19 protein-coding genes are annotated in these 19,337 nt (G+C 46.5%); 16 read left to right on the top strand and 3 right to left on the bottom strand.

Annotated features, from left to right (window positions below):
* Positions 1–12: 12 nt before the first annotated feature.
* From KNO75_RS12630 to KNO75_RS12700, 15 genes are all read left to right on the top strand, one after another.
* Positions 13–1,230: a M48 family metallopeptidase gene (locus tag KNO75_RS12630; protein WP_214822153.1), complete on the top strand. Its 1,218-nt coding sequence runs from the start codon at positions 13–15 to the stop codon at positions 1,228–1,230.
* A gap of 100 nt (positions 1,231–1,330) precedes the next feature.
* Positions 1,331–3,082 (top strand): sensor histidine kinase, encoded by a 1,752-nt coding sequence (locus KNO75_RS12635; RefSeq protein ID WP_214822154.1) that lies wholly within the window; start codon positions 1,331–1,333, stop codon positions 3,080–3,082.
* Positions 3,079–3,789, top strand: coding sequence for a response regulator (locus KNO75_RS12640; protein ID WP_214696432.1), 711 nt, complete (start codon positions 3,079–3,081; stop codon positions 3,787–3,789). Before KNO75_RS12635 ends, KNO75_RS12640 begins: the two co-directional genes overlap by 4 nt.
* Before the next feature lie 15 nt (positions 3,790–3,804).
* On the top strand, positions 3,805–4,518 hold the full coding sequence (deoD, locus tag KNO75_RS12645; protein WP_074033044.1) for a purine-nucleoside phosphorylase: 714 nt from the start codon (positions 3,805–3,807) through the stop codon (positions 4,516–4,518).
* Between the two features lie 121 nt (positions 4,519–4,639).
* The gene (locus KNO75_RS12650; RefSeq protein WP_214822155.1) at positions 4,640–5,785 is read left to right on the top strand and encodes an MFS transporter; all 1,146 of its coding nucleotides are present in this window, start codon (positions 4,640–4,642) and stop codon (positions 5,783–5,785) included.
* A gap of 149 nt (positions 5,786–5,934) precedes the next feature.
* Positions 5,935–7,320, top strand: coding sequence for an aldehyde dehydrogenase (locus KNO75_RS12655; RefSeq protein ID WP_214785708.1), 1,386 nt, complete (start codon positions 5,935–5,937; stop codon positions 7,318–7,320).
* Positions 7,321–7,473: 153 nt separating this feature from the next.
* Positions 7,474–8,184 (top strand): Crp/Fnr family transcriptional regulator, encoded by a 711-nt coding sequence (locus KNO75_RS12660; protein WP_214790605.1) that lies wholly within the window; start codon positions 7,474–7,476, stop codon positions 8,182–8,184.
* Positions 8,185–8,361: 177 nt separating this feature from the next.
* Positions 8,362–8,481: a cytochrome c oxidase subunit 2A gene (locus KNO75_RS12665; RefSeq protein ID WP_224863290.1), complete on the top strand. Its 120-nt coding sequence runs from the start codon at positions 8,362–8,364 to the stop codon at positions 8,479–8,481.
* A gap of 24 nt (positions 8,482–8,505) precedes the next feature.
* The gene (locus KNO75_RS12670; RefSeq protein ID WP_074033048.1) at positions 8,506–8,976 is read left to right on the top strand and encodes a cytochrome c oxidase subunit II; all 471 of its coding nucleotides are present in this window, start codon (positions 8,506–8,508) and stop codon (positions 8,974–8,976) included.
* Positions 8,977–10,662, top strand: a complete 1,686-nt coding sequence (locus KNO75_RS12675; protein WP_214822161.1) for a b(o/a)3-type cytochrome-c oxidase subunit 1 — start codon at positions 8,977–8,979, stop codon at positions 10,660–10,662. It begins immediately after the preceding gene.
* Positions 10,663–10,713: 51 nt separating this feature from the next.
* A complete protein-coding gene (locus tag KNO75_RS12680; protein WP_214822163.1) occupies positions 10,714–11,304 on the top strand; it encodes a kinase in 591 nt (196 codons plus the stop codon).
* A 140-nt stretch (positions 11,305–11,444) separates the two neighbouring features.
* Positions 11,445–11,837 carry a GntR family transcriptional regulator gene (locus tag KNO75_RS12685; protein ID WP_214822164.1) on the top strand — a complete coding sequence of 131 codons (393 nt, stop codon included), beginning with the start codon at positions 11,445–11,447 and terminating at the stop codon, positions 11,835–11,837.
* Positions 11,815–12,495 (top strand): ABC transporter ATP-binding protein, encoded by a 681-nt coding sequence (locus KNO75_RS12690; RefSeq protein ID WP_211781660.1) that lies wholly within the window; start codon positions 11,815–11,817, stop codon positions 12,493–12,495. Before KNO75_RS12685 ends, KNO75_RS12690 begins: the two co-directional genes overlap by 23 nt.
* Entirely contained in the window at positions 12,492–13,298 is an 807-nt protein-coding gene (locus tag KNO75_RS12695) for a hypothetical protein (protein ID WP_214822165.1), read from the top strand. The genes KNO75_RS12690 and KNO75_RS12695 overlap by 4 nt, the downstream gene beginning before the upstream one ends.
* Before the next feature lie 9 nt (positions 13,299–13,307).
* A complete protein-coding gene (locus KNO75_RS12700; protein WP_214822167.1) occupies positions 13,308–14,414 on the top strand; it encodes a hypothetical protein in 1,107 nt (368 codons plus the stop codon).
* Between the two features lie 22 nt (positions 14,415–14,436).
* Here KNO75_RS12700 and KNO75_RS12705 read toward each other — a convergent pair whose 3' ends face one another.
* The 3 genes from KNO75_RS12705 to KNO75_RS12715 are packed head-to-tail and all read right to left on the bottom strand — an operon-like array spanning position 14,437 to position 16,720.
* Complete coding sequence (locus KNO75_RS12705) at positions 14,437–15,081, bottom strand: hypothetical protein (RefSeq protein WP_214822169.1); 645 nt, start codon at positions 15,079–15,081, stop codon at positions 14,437–14,439.
* On the bottom strand, positions 15,078–16,244 hold the full coding sequence (locus KNO75_RS12710) for a DEAD/DEAH box helicase (protein WP_214696412.1): 1,167 nt from the start codon (positions 16,242–16,244) through the stop codon (positions 15,078–15,080). The genes KNO75_RS12705 and KNO75_RS12710 overlap by 4 nt, the downstream gene beginning before the upstream one ends.
* 53 nt (positions 16,245–16,297) lie before the next feature.
* Positions 16,298–16,720: a hypothetical protein gene (locus KNO75_RS12715; protein ID WP_214696410.1), complete on the bottom strand. Its 423-nt coding sequence runs from the start codon at positions 16,718–16,720 to the stop codon at positions 16,298–16,300.
* A 361-nt stretch (positions 16,721–17,081) separates the two neighbouring features.
* On the opposite strand from KNO75_RS12715, the gene pflB reads away from it, so the two are divergent.
* A complete protein-coding gene (gene pflB, locus KNO75_RS12720; RefSeq protein WP_214822170.1) occupies positions 17,082–19,328 on the top strand; it encodes a formate C-acetyltransferase in 2,247 nt (748 codons plus the stop codon).
* The last annotated feature ends 9 nt before the right edge of the window (positions 19,329–19,337 follow it).

Consider the following 19,337-nt stretch of genomic DNA (forward strand, 5'->3'; position numbering starts at 1 on the left):
AGGAGAAAATAGATGAATCATTCAAACTTGGTACATAAACGAGAAAAATTATACTTCTCACTATTAGTTGCAGCAAGCGTACTCATGTTAATCCTCGGAATCGTGCTGACAGTAGCCTCATTCGGTCTATTTTTATGGATCATCGGTACAATCGTATTGCTCTCGCTCTTTACTCACTGGATTCAAATCGGGTACATTCGGACGAACGGTGTCAAAGTGACGGGTCGTCAGTTTACAGAACTTCATGAGATGGTCCAACGTGTCGGAGCAGATATGGGCATCCGCTTGTTGCCAGATGTGTATATTTTACAGGCGGGCGGTGTATTAAACGCTTTTGCCACACGTTTCTTCCAGAAGAACATGGTCATTCTGTATTCGGATGTCGTGGAATTGACACGGACGGGACAGACGAAAGAAGTGGAGTTCGTCATCGCACACGAGCTGGCACACATTCGTCGTAACCATGTCCAAAAGCAGTGGGTCGTCTTGCTCGGTAGTATCATTCCTTTCTTAGGTTCTGCCTATTCACGTGCTTGCGAATATACGTGTGACCGGATGGCTGCTCACTACATTCAAGACTTCGGGGCGGCGAAGCGTGCGTTAACGGTTCTTGCAATCGGGGGGCCGCTCGCGAAAGAAGTGAATGAGTTCGACTATTTGTACGAAGCAAGTCGAGAGAACGGTTTTATCGCGAAGTATAGTGAGTTGTTGTCGACGCATCCAACGTTACCGAAGCGAATCGCATCGATTGCAACAGCTGCAGGTGAAGAAAACATTCCGGTATTCAAGACGGCTGGATATGTGAAAGCTTCCATCATTTCGATGGTATTGTTGACAGTTATCGGGAACGGAGTCATCATCGCATTTCTTGTTATGAGCGATGATTTGACGGAAATCGTATCTGCGGCAATGAGCGAGGACCTTGCAGATGATTGGGCGTTAGAATGGGAAGAGCCAATCCAAGAATTGACATACAATAATGCGAGCTATGAAGAGATTGAAGCAGAATTAATGAACGGGGCTAACGTGAATATTCAAGACGAGTATGGCGAAACGCCACTTCACAACTTGTTCTACAATGATGAGGTTGATGAAGAAACAGTTCAACTCTTGCTAGACAACGGAGCTGACGTCACGCTCCAAAACGATAGCGGGATGACACCGATTGATACGGCACGTGATTGGGGACATAGTTCTGAACTCATTGAATTAATGGAAGCATATGAATAAAAGAAATTTCCTCGTTTCAAAAGAGACGAGGAATTTTTTGTGGTTTTTTGCAAACGTTTGCATTGCGCGTGATATACTGTTTTGGGTAGGAGGGATATCAGTGAATAGCATACGGACAAAGTTAACGGGGATGATTGCGTTGACCATTATTGTACCGGTCATTTTAGCGACGATTGTTTCATTTTGGTACGTGCAAGACCGGGAGCGTGAACGTGGTCTTGAGATGACCGAATGGTCGCTCGAGCGGGGGACACGTCAGATGGAACGCTATATCTCTGATTTGAGTCGATTGCCAACGAGTTTATACGCTGATCGTGACGTGTTAGACATTTTGGAATATGGACCGGGACTTTCGTTAAGAGAAACGGAGATTGAAGTGCGGCGCGCGCTCCTCGCGATGTATCTGTCCCGAGAAGACGTGGCGCAAATTCAGCTGTTAATGCTCGAAGATATTGATTCGTTTGCGGCTTATAAAATGAAAGTGTCACCACGATCGAAAAAAGAGCCGAGCGTCGTCCAACAACAGCTCTTGGATAATCCGAAAAGTCGTGTCTTATTAGAAGCATCCCATCCACTTGTTGCTTATCATGATTTTGGACCGATCATGACACAAGAAGACGTCGTGACGCTTCATTTCAGGCTCGACAAGATTGAAACGGATGAACCACTTGCTATTCTTTCGCTCGATATCCCTGAAAATCTATTCATCGGGCAGCTGGCTTCTTTACAGAATAGTCCGGATGAGAGTTTATGGTTCGTCGGTGAAGACAACCGTGTGTTTGCCCATCTCGGTGAGGGAGAAATTCCGTCTTCATTTCAGCCAAGATCCATCTCGACCGATGGGAAACATCATCAAATCACGAAAACATTCGAATTCGATCATCAGCAGTTTTATGTCGGTAAATCGATTCCAGATGAACTCTTGACCGAACCGGCTTCCCGAACGTCATTCATCATCTTGCTTGTCGGGATGGTCTCGCTCATTTTGGCACTGATCGGAGCGACCTATGCTTCGATGAAATTGACGACACCAATCAAGACGTTGACCTCAAACATTTGGCGAATCGAGCAAGGGGACATGACCGTCTCATTTGATTCCCTCGGAAATGATGAGTTCGGCGTACTCGGAAGACAGTTCAAGCGAATGATTGAACGGATCGATGATTTGATTCAACGAGAGTATAAGCTCGCTTTAGAGAATCGGACGAACGAGCTTCGTACACTTCAGGCGCAAACCAATCCACATTTCTTATTTAACACATTACAGTCGATCGGAACATTGGCATTGAAGGGAGATGGCAAGACGGTCTATCGATTGATCACGCAACTGTCTTCGATGATGCGGTATACGATGCATCCAGAAGAGTCGATGGTGACACTGAAACGAGAGATCGAGCATTTGAACTCATACATTCGTCTTCAAGACGTACGATTTCCAAATCAGTTTCAAGTGACCGTCTCAGTTCCTGAAGACCTCCATGAACTGATTGTTCCAAAAATGATTTTGCAGCCGTTGGCAGAGAACTTTTTCAAGCATGGGTTCGAGCGGGACGGCTCTGCTTTAGCGAATCGGTTTGATGTGACGGCCTGGATGGACGGCACGTCACTTGTGATTCGTTGTGAGAACAGTGGTCGTTCGCTGACGACAGAGGAATGGGAACGAGTCATGTCACGGATTGAACAAAGTGATTCGACATTTTATGACACGGAAGGCACAGGATTACGAAACATTCGCGATCGACTCATGTTAAACTATAATCGGGAGGCAGAATTTATGTTGGCTACACCTGAAACAGGCGGTTTTCGAATTATGATGCGTTTCCCGGCTTCTTCTGAGGGGGTGGCGTCATGACGAAAGTGTTGATTGTAGATGATGAATCTCCGGTAAGGGAAGCGGTGAAATTACTCGGTGAATGGGAACGGTTCGGTGTGACGACGGTTCTTGAAGCAACGGATGGGCGTGAAGCACAGGCGCTCATCGAACAAGAACGTCCAGCGCTCATCTTATCCGATATTCAAATGCCCCATTGTGATGGGATCGAGCTGATGGAGTGGGTACACGACCATGCTTCATTTTCTAAGCTTGTTGTGCTGACAGGATACGATGAATATTCGTATATGCGACGGGCCATCCAGTATGGGAGCTTTGATTATTTGTTAAAACCGATCGACCCGGATGTATTGAATGATACGTTGGCACGCGCGTTAGGGGACGTGGTGGATCGATCGAGTGAAGACCCGATTTCTCAGATTGGAACGTTCATTGAACAGCATTTTTCGGAAGAACTGAGTTTGCAAGGGATGAGCGAACGATTTTACTTAAGTCGAGAGTACATCTCGCGGCGTTTTAAACAACAATATGGCGTGAACTTGTCTGAATACGTATTGACGATTCGGATGAACGAAGCAAAGCGCCTGTTAGAGACGAGTAGACAGCGTATCTATGAAGTCGCCCAAGCAGTCGGCTTTTCGGACGATAAGTATTTCCGGAAGGTCTTTAAAAAACAAGTCGGTGTTACTCCGAACGAATTTCGGGAAAAGGTTCAACGACAAGCTTAAAGGAGGAATTCAAACATGAGTGTACACATTGGAGCTCAAGAAGGACAAATTGCAGAAACGGTATTACTTCCAGGGGATCCGCTTCGCGCCAAGTATATCGCGGAGACGTTTTTAGAAGACGTTGAATTATATAATGAAGTTCGTGGGATGTACGGCTTCACAGGTACGTACAAAGGAAAACGCATCTCGGTCCAAGGAACGGGCATGGGTGTGCCTTCTATGTCGATTTACGTGAATGAACTCATCATGTCGTACGGTGCAAAAAACTTGATCCGTGTCGGAACTGCCGGCGGAATTCAAGAGGACGTCAAAGTGCGTGATGTCGTCATCGCCATGAGCGCATCAAGTGAGATGGGGCAAAACCGTGTCCGCTTCAACGGAATGGACTATGCACCAACAGCGACGTTCGACCTCCTACATCGTGCATATATGAATGCTGAGAAAGCTGGCATCCCGGTGAAAGTGGGACAAATCTTCACAGCAGACCAATTCTATCAAGATGACTTCCACCACTTCAAGAAGTGGGCAGACTTCGGTTGCCTCGCAATCGAGATGGAAGCAGCGGGTCTTTACACGCTTGCGGCGAAACATAAAGTAAACGCGTTGACAATCCTCACGATCTCTGACCACTTGTTGACAGGTGAAGAGACGACTTCAGAAGAGCGTCAGACGACGTTTGATGAAATGATTCGTGTCGCTCTCGATACAGCGGTTGAAGTGACGAACTAAACAGTTTTCCCTACAGTTTTTGGCTGTAGGGATTTTTTGTGTCCAAACCCATTCATCCCTATGAAACGGTTGGAGCTCCAGCTAGACTAAGGATAAGATACCGAGAAAGAGGAAATGTCTAATGAAAACTCCATCACGTTTTATATTATATGCAATTGTATTTTTTGCTTTTTTTGATCTGTTCGCCCAACTCCCAATCATGAGCACGTTTGCGTTGTCCGTTGGGGCATCTTCGTTTATCGCTGGTTTTTCCATCGCAATTTATTCGTTGACGAACACATTTGGAAATGTGCTGTCCGGTATATGGACTGACAAGAAAGGTCCATATCGCGTATTGGTTCTCGGTTTGTTCCTGACGAGCTTAAGTTTACTCGCTTATCAATTCGTCGACTCACCATCCATATTACTGATTGTCCGGTGTGTCCACGGCTTTATGGCTGGACTCATCGTGCCAGCTGCTTTTACGTTGTCTGCGAACATCACCGCAATGAATCGTCAAGGGAAGAAAGTCGCCATCACCGGTAGTTTCGTCGGATTGGCGGCCATCATCGGTCCTGCGTTCAGTGGAATTGTCGCCAGTGTCACATCACCACCGACCGTCTTTTTATTTGTTTCTTTATTCGGCTGGGTGATTCTGTTCGTGACAATCGTAACGATGCGACGGAGTCAAACGGCGGATTCGAAGAAAGATACCCATACAGCACCGATAAAACCAGACCCGAAAGTGATTCGAGCCTACTGGGGGGCATTCTTCCTCATGTTTTCCCAGGGGGCACTTGCGTTTTTATTACCGGTCCATGTGCAGGAACTTGGATATGATTCACGATTGAGCGGGACATTGCTCAGTATGTTCGGCGTGGTCGCCGTTCTATTCTTTTTACTACCGACGAACCGATTGTTCGATCGATTTTCACCGACAAAATTGACCGCACTTGGGGTGGCGATTATTGGGACGTGCCAGATGTTAATTGGACAGGCGGGTATACAAACTAGCCTTTATGGGGTACTTGCCTTATATGGTGTCGGGTTTGCGATTCTTTTCCCGGCCATCAACACACTGTTGATTCAATCTACTTCTCCTCAAAATCGAGGGAAAGCATATGGAGCGTTCTATGCCTTCTTCTCTCTTGGGACGGTAGCGGGATCTTCTTTTTTAAGCGCTCTGCCACTTTCAGTCGTAGAGCAGTTCACGCTGACTGGTTTGATTTTATGGGGGGCGAGCCTTCTCTTTCTTGTCAGTGTGGTAAAGGGAAGACGGATATTTTGACACGATAGAAGTAATGTATTACTCTATGATTAAATGTTTAAACATTTAAACGTTTAGTTAACTTACACCGATGAAAGCGTTATTTTAGATTCGTTTTTCACTCGATGATAAAATGAAATCAATGTGATGAATCATAAGGAGGAAAGTTCATGCTGGCACCGATTGAACAATTGACGATTGACGAGCTTGTCCAAAAACAACGTCGTTTCTTTAAAACACAGGCGACGAAATCAATGGCATTCCGTTTAAGTATGCTGACGTTTTTAAAGGAATCGATCAAGCATTATGAAGCGGACTTGCTAGAAGCGCTTAAAGAGGACTTGAACAAATCGGAGATGGATGCGTATACGACAGAAATCGGATTCATTTATGACGAGATTTCTCGGACGACACGTGAATTAAAACGATGGATGCGTCCGAAGCGTGTGCGTGGAACTGCCATCCATCTTGGAATGAAGAGTGAAATTCAATATGAGCCATACGGTACGGTATTGATCATCGCTCCGTGGAATTATCCGTTCCAACTAGCGGTCGCGCCACTCATTGGTGCCATTGCCGCAGGAAACACAGCGGTCGTCAAACCTTCAGAACTGACACCGAATGTCGCGCGTGTCCTGACACAAGTGCTAGAACGTGCTTTCACCGATCGATATATAGCCAGTGTCGAGGGGGATAAAGACACAGCCCAAGAGCTCTTGAATCAAAAATGGGACTACATTTTCTTTACGGGTTCGACGCAAGTCGGTCGAATCGTAAATAAGGCGGCAGCAGAACATTTAACACCCGTCACACTCGAACTCGGAGGGAAATCACCTGTAATCGTTCACGGAGATGCGAATGTCTCTATCGCAGCAAAACGTGTCGCGTGGGGGAAATGGATGAACGCCGGACAAACGTGTGTCGCGCCAGACTATGTGCTCGTGCATGAATCGCAGCAAGAAGCATTTTTAGAGGCAATCAAACAAGAGGCGTTTGCGATGTTCGGGAACGGTGTCGGTACGAAACGATACACTCGTATCGTCAACGAATCGCATTTCGACCGTTTGTCTCACTATTTGACAGAAGGTGAACTTGCTTTTGGTGGGGAAACGAACCGGGATGAGCTAAAAATCGCGCCAACCGTCATGACGAATCTCGAAGAAGATGCCGATGTGATGAAAGATGAGATTTTTGGCCCGATTTTACCGGTCATTCCGTATCGTCAGCTAGATGAAGTGATTGAGTTCATCTCTGACCGACCGCATCCACTTGCGCTCTATCTCTTTACGGAATCGAAAGATGTGGAAAGAACGATCATGAAACACCTCTCCTTTGGAGGAGGGTGTGTGAACGATGTCATCATGCATTTGACGAACCCGAATTTACCGTTTGGTGGAGTAGGCGAGAGCGGTATGGGGGCCTATCACGGACGTACGAGCTTTGAGACGTTTAGTCACGCGAAGTCTATTTTGAAAAACACGACAAAATTTGATTTACCAGTTCGGTATCCGAACTTCAAACCGGCTGAACAATTGATTCGATTGATTCAACGATAAAGCTATAGAGACTCGGTACAAATGCCGGGTCTCTCTTTTTTTGAAAAAGATTGTTTGAAATGTCACATACTTTTTTGATACTCCCTGTCACACTCCTGTATAATAAAGTCATAATTGGAACGTACGAATGAAACGTGGAGGGAGCACCGACCTATGTCAATGCAATGTGGAACGACCCAACCGAACAGTTTTGTATTCTCAGATGAAACGAAACAATTGCTACTGGAAATGATGACGATTCAACATCATCCGAAAGCGAGTATCGTATGTTGGGAAGGTGAGAAGTGTGATAAGTTCTTTTACTTGAAGAGTGGTTCTGTCAAATTCACAAAAATCACAAAAAAGGGAAATCCACTCGTCATGTTCATGTATGGTTCGGATGATTTCTTTGGTGAGTTTGACATTGTCGAAACTTTCCCCAGCTCGTATAGCATTGAGACGACTGAGGAAAGTACGATCGGGACCATTTCAAAACGCGAGTTGGAATCGCTCATGCAACGTGACATCCGCTTTGCCGGAGAAATTTTACGATGGACATCGATGATGCGCAAACATTCAGAGATGAAAGTACGCGACTTATTGCTATACGGAAAACCAGGCGCTTTGGCTTCGACACTACTCCGTATGGCAGCCATGCATGGGGTGGAGGAAGAGGGGACAATCGTCATTCCTCGTCATCCGTCAGATGGAGAACTCGGGCAGTTGATTGGAGCACCACGCGAGACGGTGAATCGATTGATCAGTCAATGGCGAAAAGAAGGAGTCATCAGCACGACAGCCAAATCGATTGTCATTCATGATGTTGATTTTTTGAAAGAACTTTGTCACTGCGAGGGTTGTCCTGCAGGAATATGTCGTTTATGAACCGCCTTATGTGAAGGCGGTTTTTTGTGGCCTACTTTTATCAAAATGTGAATTTTGTGTGTTGAAACTACGCAAATTTGATGTGATTGTCACTTTTGGAGTGATAAATATCACATATTATCCCCTAGACGATTGCATACAATGAAAGTGGAAAAACAACCGAAAGGGGTCTTACACGTGGAACATAAAGATGGGCAAGAACCAAACCTAAAAGGAACGTTTACATCAGTCATGATCGTTGCAGGTGTCATCATCGCCATGTGGTCATCAGTCTTTTACTTATTCGTCACTCGATAAACATGTAGGGAGGAGGGTCTCATCGTGCATATTCATAAACTAGAAAAATATTGGCTTACATTTGGTATTATCCTACTCGCGGTCTTCTTGACTGTTCTCGGGGTATCGGCATTTGCGGCAGGGAATCAGCCAGCATCGGATGCGGATTTGATTGACCCGGCCAAAGTAAATCAGACGGCTCCATTCGACAAACCAGGACTTCATCAAATTGGTGAGAATGAATACGAACTCGTCATGATTGCACAAGCTTTTACGTTCACACCAGGGAATGTTGAAATTCCAAAAGGCGCAAAAGTAACATTCCTTGTGACGTCACCTGACGTTGTCCACGGATTCCAGTTGACAGGTACACCGGTCAACATGATGGTCGTCCCTGGACATATCAACTCATTGACGTACACGTTCGAGGAAGCTGGCGAGTTTTTGATCCTTTGTAACGAATATTGTGGGACAGGGCATCACATGATGTCGACTAAAATCAAGGTGGTGGAGTAAATGAACGACGTATCATCTAAACTGAAACAATGGGAGATGGAACGAGGGGTTCCTGTTCCGAGTATTGGAGCGAAAGAGGCGCGTCTTGCGTACGGTCACGTTCTCGTATCAATTCTCGCCGTCTTGATTGGTGCGTTGGCCGGTTTGACACAGACGCTAATTCGGACCGGAGTCATCCCTGAAATCTTTGGATATTATCAATTACTAACGGCTCATGGTATCATGCTCGGGATCGTCTTCACGACGATGTTCATCATCGGTCTCTTATATGCGTTGCTTGCGAAGTCGTTCGGTCGTTTTGAATCATTCCCGACACGTGTCGCTTGGCTCGGTTTTTGGACGATGATTATCGGTGCCGTCATGGTAACGGTCATGATCTTGGCCAACAAAGGGACAGTATTGTATACGTTCTATGCACCGCTCATGGCAGATCCGCTCTTCTATGTCGGACTCGTCCTATTCGTAGTCGGGACGTGGTTGTCGTCATTCGCGATGTTCCGTATGTATTCGGACTACAAACGCGACAACCCAGGCGTTCATCCGCCGCTCCCGGCTTACATGAGTATTATGACGATGCTTCTATGGGACATTGCGACACTCGGAGTCGCAGCAACGATTCTTTTCCAACTCCTTCCTCTCTCGTTAGGATGGACAGATACAGTCGGAATCGAATTATCTCGTACATTGTTCTGGTACTTCGGTCACCCGCTCGTTTATTTCTGGCTCATGCCGGCATATATTGTATGGTATACAGTCGTGCCGAAAGTCATCGGTGGGAAGATCTTCTCGGATGCGTTGGCACGTATGGCGTTCTTGTTGTTCTTACTCTTCTCATTCCCGGTCGGCTTCCACCACCAGTTGACAGAACCAGGAATTGAACCGTTTTGGAAGTTCGTTCAAGTCATCTTGACGTTCTTGGTCGTCATCCCATCGTTCATGACAGCATTCTCGCTCTTTGCGACGTTCGAACTTCGTGGACGTGCGCTCGGCGCGAAAGGGTTGTTCGGTTGGGTGAAGAAAATGCCGTATGGCGATGTTCGTTTCCTCGCACCATTCGTTGGGATGCTATTCTTCATTCCTGCCGGTGCGGGTGGAATCATCAACGCATCTCACCAATTGAATGCGATGGTTCACAATACGCTTTGGGTCACGGGTCACTTCCATATCACCGTCGGGACGGCTGTAGCCTTGACATTCTTCGGAACGGCATACTGGCTCGTACCGGTACTTCGTGGTCGCACGTTGACGAAAGCAATGAACAAACTTGGATTGATTCAAGCAGGAACGTGGGCGGTCGGTATGGCCATCATGTCGTATGCGATGCACATTTCAGGATTGAATGGTAACCCACGTCGTACGGGTCCGGCAACTTACTTCTCGGATGCGTTGACGCGTGAATGGATCCCGTACCACGTCATGATGGCGATCGGGGGAACAATTTTGTTCATCTCCGTTCTGATCTTCGTCTACTCGATGTTCAACTTGTCATTCCTCGCTCCAAAAGGAGAAGAGGAATTCCCGCTCGCTGAGACGGAAGAGGCGGCAATGGATACACCACGCTATTTCGAAAACTGGAAATTGTGGATTACTGTAACGTTCGTCTTGATCGCATTTGCATACACGGTTCCAATTTGGCACTTGATTGAGAGTGCGCCTCCAGGAGCGCGTGGTTGGGTACTCTGGTAAACTAAAGTCAGCTCATGCGTGAGCTGACTTTTTTGTGTGGGGAGGAACGATATGAACGTATTAGCCGTCATCCATGCAGCGCGTTCGATGCATTCAGCCAATCGACCGTTTGTCGTAGCGATTGATGGATTGAGCGGAGCGGGCAAGACGACGCTCGTCTCGCATTTGAGCGAAGAGCCGACTATACTTGTTCTTCACATTGATGACTATATTGTGGAACGTGACAAACGCTATGAGACCGGACAGCCTGAACCGACCGAATATTACGCACTCCAATGGGACGTGTTGCGTCTTGAGAACGAACTGTTCCGCCCCTTAACAGAAGGGGTTACGGAGTTAGTATTACCGCGATATGATCATGAACGAGATGTCATCGTTGAAGAAGTGGTCGATGTGTCATCTGCTCATACCATTGTCGTCGAAGGAATTTTTCTACAACGACCGGAATGGAGATCTTATTACGATTATGTGATTTATCTCGATTGTCCCCGCGAGGTTCGGTACGAGCGGGCATTGAGTCGTGATACATACATTGGTGATCTGATAGCACGGCTTGAGAAATACAAGAGGCGTTATTGGCCAGGGGAAGATCTTTATCTCCAACTCGTCGACCCAAAAAGAGGAGCAGATATTGTGCTCTGACTGAACGTTTCAATACCTGACGCATGCGTCAGGTGTTTTTTTATTTGGCGAAAATTTGAAAAAATGATTGACGTCTAACTGTATTACGCTAATAATACAGTTAGAAAGTGTATTAACCATGTCATACACTTAGAAAGGTGATGAACATGCAATTCAATACGAGGGCACCGGTTTACCTACAAGTCGTCGACTACTTCAAGAAAAAGATGGCGCTCGGTGAACTGAAAGCCGGGGATGAGATGCCATCCCGGCGTGAGCTTGCGAACGATTTAAAAATTAATCCGAACACGGTTCAAAAAGCGTTCAAGGAAATGGAGGACCAACAATTGATTACGACCGAACGAAATCGACCGAGTCGCGTGACGACAGACGGGACGGTATTGGCACAGATCCGCTCTGAAATCGTAGATGACGCGGTCGCCGTATTTGTAGAATCGATTCAAGAACTTGATGTCTCGGTAGACGAGCTGGTCGAGAAGATTAAACGACAGTACAAGGAGGGGATGTACGATGATCGAAGTGTTGGGAGTTAAAAAACGCTATCGCCGGAAACAAGTCATTGAAGACGTCTCGTTCACAGCGAATAAAGGAGAAATCACGTGTCTTATCGGACTGAACGGGACAGGTAAATCAACGTTATTGAAAGGTATCATGGGATTGACACCTTTCGATAAAGGTTCGGTATTGATCGATGGGAAACCGATTGATTTGAATCGTGTCGCTTTCGTCGCCGATCATGCGATGTTCCCGATTCATTTCACGATTGAACAGTGTGAGGCGTTTATGAAAGATTTCTATCCGACATTTGATCCGGCATTATTTGCCCGTCTCGTCGAAGACTTTAAATTGTTTCCGGAAGATAAATTGAGCGAGTTATCGAAAGGGACGCTCGCGAAAGCGAACCTCGCACTCGGGATTGCCCAAGATCCGGATTATTTATTGCTTGATGAACCGTTCTCAGGAATCGATGTCTTCTCAAAAGAACAGATTGTCGAACTGTTTTCGAGTGAAATCATGGAGAATCGTGGCGTGCTCATTACGACACACGAGATTGAAGATATCGAGTACTTGATTGACAAGGCCGTCATGTTGAATAACGGACGCATCGTCCGAGAGTTTGATGTCGAAGATGTCCGTTTCATTCATGGGAAATCCATCGTTGATGTGATGAGAGAGGAGTACGGGGCATGAATCTATTGAAACTATTGAGTTGGGAAGTCGAGCGTGTCACGAAACCGTTTTTGATATTAGTCACTGGTCTTATCGTCGTTCAGTTTGGGTATCTCGGTTACTTTTTATGGGATGAGACGAATCTATTTGAACGGTTACGACGTGAAGGGAACGCGGACTATCAATATACGTTCTTGGATTATCTCGGCAGTACACCGTATCTCTTGTCACTCGGAATTGCGGTCGCAGCGATGTTACTATGCAGTGCCTGGATTTGGTATCGCGATTTCCAAGGACGAGGGACGTTCATGTTGCGACTACTCACAATGCCACAAAAACGGATGACCTTGTTTTTCGCCAAACTCGCTACAATCTTAATGATGACGTTGGGACTGTTTGCCATCGAATGGATTGCTCTCAAGTTACAGTACATAGCGTTCACGAGTTGGTTCGATGAAAAGATGATTCCGATGAGAGGTTCATTCGAGCAAGCGATTTCCTATCATGGGATGTTAACGGCCATGTATCCTTCTTCACTTGTAAATTTTGTCATCCATCAATTGTTGATCATCATCGTTGTGCTGTTTATTTTTACATTTGTATTGATTGAACGCAGTTTCTGGCAACGTACGATGTGGTCGCCTGTACTTAGTTTATCGATTCTAGTTGTCATCTTAACCATTCCGATTTTAGGATACGCGTTCCTGTCGAATCGACTGATTTATGATGAGACGATTGTTTACGTCGGTGTGGTATTGGTCGTTTGGACAAGTGTGACGATTTGGCTAGGTCGAAGATTTTTACAGACGAAATTGAATGTGTGAGGTGAGAAGATGAAACGAATGTGGAATGTGGCCGCGCTCGGTGCGGTGATTGTGATTGGGCTTGGGACGTTTGCTGTTGATGCGACAGAACCGAAAGCAGAATGGTCGTTAGACATCAGTTCGAATCCAGCTGTTTGGGAAAATCAAATTGTTGAGATGACTTATAGTTCTGATGATGCTGTTGATCAACGGTTTGAAGTGACGGCTGACGAGAGTCGCCTCACTTCAAATTTGAATTATATATCTGAAGGGTTTCGTTATCAGGAACGCTTGAATGGAGATGTACGTTCAATCCATAGGCTCATGAATGGATGGACGTATGCGCAGTCGATTAAAACGAAAGATGGATATATCGGGGTCGGGCAGGATGGGATGAAAGAACTCATCGTGTTTCAGCAATTAGAAGGAAAAGAAATATCGAGATTCGCGTTCGATGCCAGTGATTCAAAAATATACGACATCGTGAACGGGGTGTGGGCAGGCGTATTCCTGAATGATGGTCAGTTAAACTTAATCTATCGAGATGGATATGACGAAGACGTAAAAACAATGATTGCTACGTTTAATGAAGAGATGAATGAAGTAAGCGTCAAAGAATTGAACATGGACAAAGGATTTATCACCCATGTCATCAATACGAATCGTTTTTACGCTACCGATGTATCCTCTCAGATGACAGAAACACGTTATATCCCTGTCGGTGTTAGCTTCTACGATGTTATCGAAGAAGGAGAAGATAAGTTCAATGTTGAAGACAGATTGCCAGGTCAATTCGCTTATGACACGAAAACGGAGAAAGTCGTTCAATTGGCAGAAGACCAAGGCTTTTGGGATTATACAACGTCGGGCCAAAACCTGTTAGCGATAAATGAAAACGGCGAAGAAATCATCATGGACTTGAACACTGGGAAGAAAATGACCCGAAGCGTTCTCGACTCAGTTGATCACGCCTTCTATTCAAACGGTCGTCTGTACCAAACGCGCCAAGCGAAAGATGGTGTCGTCATCGATGTATACGAGGACGGGAAACAGATTTCAAGTGCGGCAATCACGCCTGAAAATGAGGAAGCGCGTGACATGCTCAAACAGATTGACGTGTACGTCAGACAAAAATAAGCAAAGGGCCGCGGCCCTTTGCTTATTTTGATGGTTTCGGTATGATGACGCCTTCTTCTAAATCAAGCAATAAGTCAATCAGTTCCGCGCAGAACTCCGGGAACTGTTCCAAAAAGGCACCGGGTCCGACTTCATCCGTAAAGTCGATATAAAGATCAGACACGTTTCCAGACATCTTCGCAGGTAAGGCGAGAAACGCCGAACCGAAGCGCCAGCTGCCTCGGATGTCGAGTAACTTTCCGAGGACGAGGTCGCCGGTCTCACGTTCTTCGGGTAACTGAACAGCGTATGTCTCTTTTGACTCCCAGTCTTTTAACTGACCGTTTTCCGTCACTTCAAAGATGCTGCAACGCGGGACGGCTAGTCCACGGAGTGCGTGATAGAGAGCGGGTGACATGTCGCCCTTATGGTCAACCAAATAGCGACCGTGGGGCGTCATGCCGTCTTCGTCCGTTTCGAAGAAGACGGCCCAATCAATGAAGAGGTCGCGGAAGAGTTCGGCATCTTTTAAGTGCCATGTTCCTTCCGATGCGATCTCTTGAATATAATTCGTCCATTGTGTGCTTCGCGCAAGAGCGGCTTGCTCATATAACTTTTTCAGTTCGGCAAGCAATTCGGACTCTTCGACGAGCAAAGGGAAGGGAATTACTTTCCGGTCTTTTTTCATCGGCGCGGTCCTCGCTTGTTTGCAGGGCGTTTGACGACAGGGGGCTTCTCCTCAATCCGTTTCTCAATCACATCACCACGATAAATTTCGAGTTCTTTCAATTCGACACCGAGTTGACGCGCGAATGATTTTAAGTGTGGTAAATCGTCCGTCGTCACGAGAGAAAGGACGGTCCCGCCTGCGTTACCGCGAGCCGTGCGGCCTGAGCGGTGGATGAAGTCATCGATGGATTCCGGTAAGTCGAAATGGACGACGTGCGTCACATCTTCGATATCGAGCCCGCGTGCCGCGAGACCTGTCGTGATGAGGAGCGGGTATTCGCCTTTACGGAATTCACGGAGTGTCTCGACGCGTTCGCGCTTTCCTTTCAAGCTGTCGAGCATGCGGTAGTCCACTTTCAACTTTTCAAGCTCCCCACGAAGTGGTGGCAAGAACGAGCGGTTATTGATGAACGCAAGTGCTTTCACGCCATCGACGTGTGAAAGACGGCGTAACAGTTCTGGTTTGTAGCGACGCGTCGTCAACAAGTAACCGTATGTCACTTGATCGCTGACAGCACGTTCGATTTTGATATGTGCCGGCTCGTTCATGAACGGTGCCGACCACTCTTTGAGTGAATCGGTGAGTGTTGCTGAGACGAGTGCAAGTTGACGCTCATGCGCAGTATGCTTGATGATGCGTTCTGCCGCTTCTGTCAAACCGCTATCGATGATTTGGTCGGCTTCGTCTAAAATGACGGTATGTGTCTCATGGAGCTTCAGCTTTTTCTTGTCAATCAATTCGACGAGACGTCCCGGTGTCCCGACGATTAAATGCGGCTTTTTCTTGATTCGATCGATTTGACGTTTCAATTCGACACCGCCAATGAACGAGCCGATGCGAACATCGCCTTTTTCGGTGAAACGTTGTGCGACCTGTTGGATCTGCATAACAAGTTCACGAGTTGGAGCGACAACGACAACTTGGATTCGGTCGTTCGATGGATCGATTTTTTCAATCGCTGGGAGCAGGTAAGCGAGTGTTTTACCCGTTCCGGTCGGTGCCTCGATTGTCACATCTTTTCCATCTAATAGTAGGGGAAACGCTTCTTTTTGGACCGGCATCGGCTCGTTAAAGCCCATCCGTTCCCACGTCTCGTTAATAAAAGGTTTTGTAAAATTCATAATAGGTCTCCTTATCTTTAGGCAAAAACAAAGGAAGCGAAAGCGCTCCCTCGTCAAATATAGCGAACATGCTCCTGGCCATCTTCCATTGAAGAACGTAACGTCTGTGTATACGTTTGACCGTCTTCGATGAGTTGGATGTGGGCATCCGCGCCTTCTGCTGTCAATTCAACTTTCTCAATCGTGAATCCTTGATAAACGCGATACTGTAACTCGGACGTCATTTTCTCGAACGGTTTCAGTTCCGGATGTGTCGTGATGACATGGATTGGACGCGACAAAAGTCCGGCGAGTAATTGGTCGCGATAATCGATAAAATCTTCGTTCTCGATGTCATCGTCAAAGCGAATCCAAAACCCTCCATCTTCAAATTCTGTGATAAATCCATCACGCTTTTCACCGGCTTCGTCGACCTTTAGTGAGATGCGATCGCCGACTTGAAAGGCGTGGCTTGGTGTTAATGGTTCGTACGTCATGAGTAGAACCCCTTCCTCTTATACAATGTTCTGCCTTCATTGTGTCTGATACGACACAAAAATTCAAGTTCTAACCGAGTGATGTGAGATTTATCACCCCAAAAACTGTATAGTTCGTCACAGAACAATCAAATTAGTACAGATCATAGTTCGACCCTAATGAAATGGGATTCAGCTGTTTCAAACTATATAATTAATCGAATATAACAGTTTGTAAAACGCTTTCAAAAACGGCTATGTCATCACGTTCATAAGATTGTTACAAGTTTCACAAGACTGTAAAACATATTGTTCACGTTTTCACGTACACTCACAGTATAGATAACACGCAGTTACTTTCGAGAATGAGGAGTGAATCAACATGGCAACCGAAATCAAATCTGCATGGTCAGGTTTTGTCCCTGGTCAGTGGACGAATGAAGTCAATGTCAGTGAGTTTATCCGTTTGAACCGTCATGAATACACAGGGAACGATACGTTTTTAGCAGGTCCGACAGAAGCGACAAACGTTCTTTGGAACCGTGTGATGGAACTGACAAAAGAAGAGCGTGAACGCGGAGGCGTTTGGGACGTCGATCAACACACACCATCGACAATCGTGTCGCATGGACCAGGTTACTTAAACAAAGAATTAGAGAAAGTCGTTGGCGTTCAGACGGATGAGCCGTTCAAACGTTCGATTCACCCGAATGGCGGGATTCGCATGGTGGATGCCGCACTAGAATCATATGGTTTCGAGCCAGATGAAGAAATCACAAAAATTTACTCAGAGATTCGTAAAACACATAACCAAGGTGTCTTCGATGCCTACACGCCTGAAATGCGGGCCGCTCGTAAATCAGGGATCATCACAGGTCTTCCGGATGCGTACGGTCGTGGACGCATTATCGGTGACTATCGCCGCGTCGCGCTCTACGGAATTGATTTCTTGATGGCAGAACGCAAAAAAGACTTGGCGAAACGGGGTGGATTCTTATCTGAATCAGACATCCGTGACCGGGAAGAACTATCGGAACAACTGCGTGCGCTTCAAGAACTTAAACAACTTGGGGCAGCTTATGGATTTGACCTCGGTCGCCCTGCTGAAAACACGCAAGAAGCGTATCAATGGGTGTACTTGGCATACCTTGCTGCAATCAAAGAGCAAAACGGTGCCGCGATGTCACTCGGACGCGTCTCGACATTCCTTGATGTGTACGCTGAACGTGACCTTGAAGCTGGTCGTTTAACAGAATCGGACGTTCAGGAAATCGTAGATCACTTCATCATGAAGCTTCGGATCGTCAAATTCTTACGGACACCAGACTATAACGAACTGTTCTCAGGTGACCCGACTTGGGTAACGGAGTCAATCGGTGGGATGAGTGAAGATGGTCGCTCGAACGTCACGAAGAGCTCGTTCCGATTCTTACATTCACTCACGAACCTCGGTCCTGCTCCAGAGCCGAACTTGACCGTTCTCTGGTCGACGAAGCTACCAGAAGGCTTCAAACAATACTGTGCGAAAATGTCGATTGAAACATCGGCGATTCAATATGAGAACGATGACTTGATGATGCCACAATTCGGTGACGACTATGGTATCGCATGTTGTGTGTCACCGATGAAGATCGGAAAACAGATGCAATTCTTCGGTGCGCGTGCAAACATGGCAAAAGCCCTTCTTTATAGCATGAATGGCGGACGTGACGAGAAGAGCGGTGCTCAAATCGCTCCTGCTTGGGAGATGAATGCAGAAGATGTGCTCACGTACGAAAAAGTATATGCCGACTTTGACCGTACACTCGACTGGTTGGCAGAACTATACGTGAATACGCTCAACGTCATTCACTTCATGCATGACAAATATGCGTACGAACGTATCGAAATGGCACTTCACGATCCAGAAATCTTACGGACGATGGCTTGTGGGATTGCCGGTCTCTCTGTAACGGCAGATAGTCTTTCAGCAATCAAATACGCAAGCGTCAAACCGGTCCGTAATGAAGAAGGAATCATCGTTGATTTCGAAACAGAAGGCGATTTCCCGAAATTCGGTAACAATGACGACCGTGTCGACGCAATCGCCGTCGAACTCGTCGAATCGTTCATGGAAAAAGTACGGAAACATAAAACATACCGTGACGCGCTTCATACGCAATCGGTCCTTACCATCACATCAAACGTCGTGTACGGGAAGAAAACAGGGAATACGCCAGACGGTCGCCGTGCTGGTGAACCATTCGCTCCAGGTGCCAACCCGATGCATGGACGGGATACGAAAGGTGCGGCTGCATCGCTCTCATCTGTTGCGAAACTTCCATTTGAACACGCACAAGACGGGATCTCATATACGTTCTCAATCGTACCGAAAGCACTTGGAAAAGAAGAAATCGCACGCGAACTCAATTTGGCGGCACTTCTCGATGGGTATATGAGTGGAGAGCACAAAGGACATCACTTGAACGTCAACGTCTTCAACCGCGAGACGCTTCTCGACGCAATGGAACATCCGGAAGAGTATCCACAACTCACAATCCGCGTATCTGGATATGCGGTCAACTTCATCAAGTTGACACGTGAGCAACAGATTGATGTCATCAACCGTACGTTCCACGGTTCGTTGTAAGTAAAGGCT

The sequence above is a fragment of the Exiguobacterium sp. s35 genome (assembly GCF_018617535.1).
GTDB lineage: Bacteria > Bacillota > Bacilli > Exiguobacteriales > Exiguobacteriaceae > Exiguobacterium > Exiguobacterium aestuarii.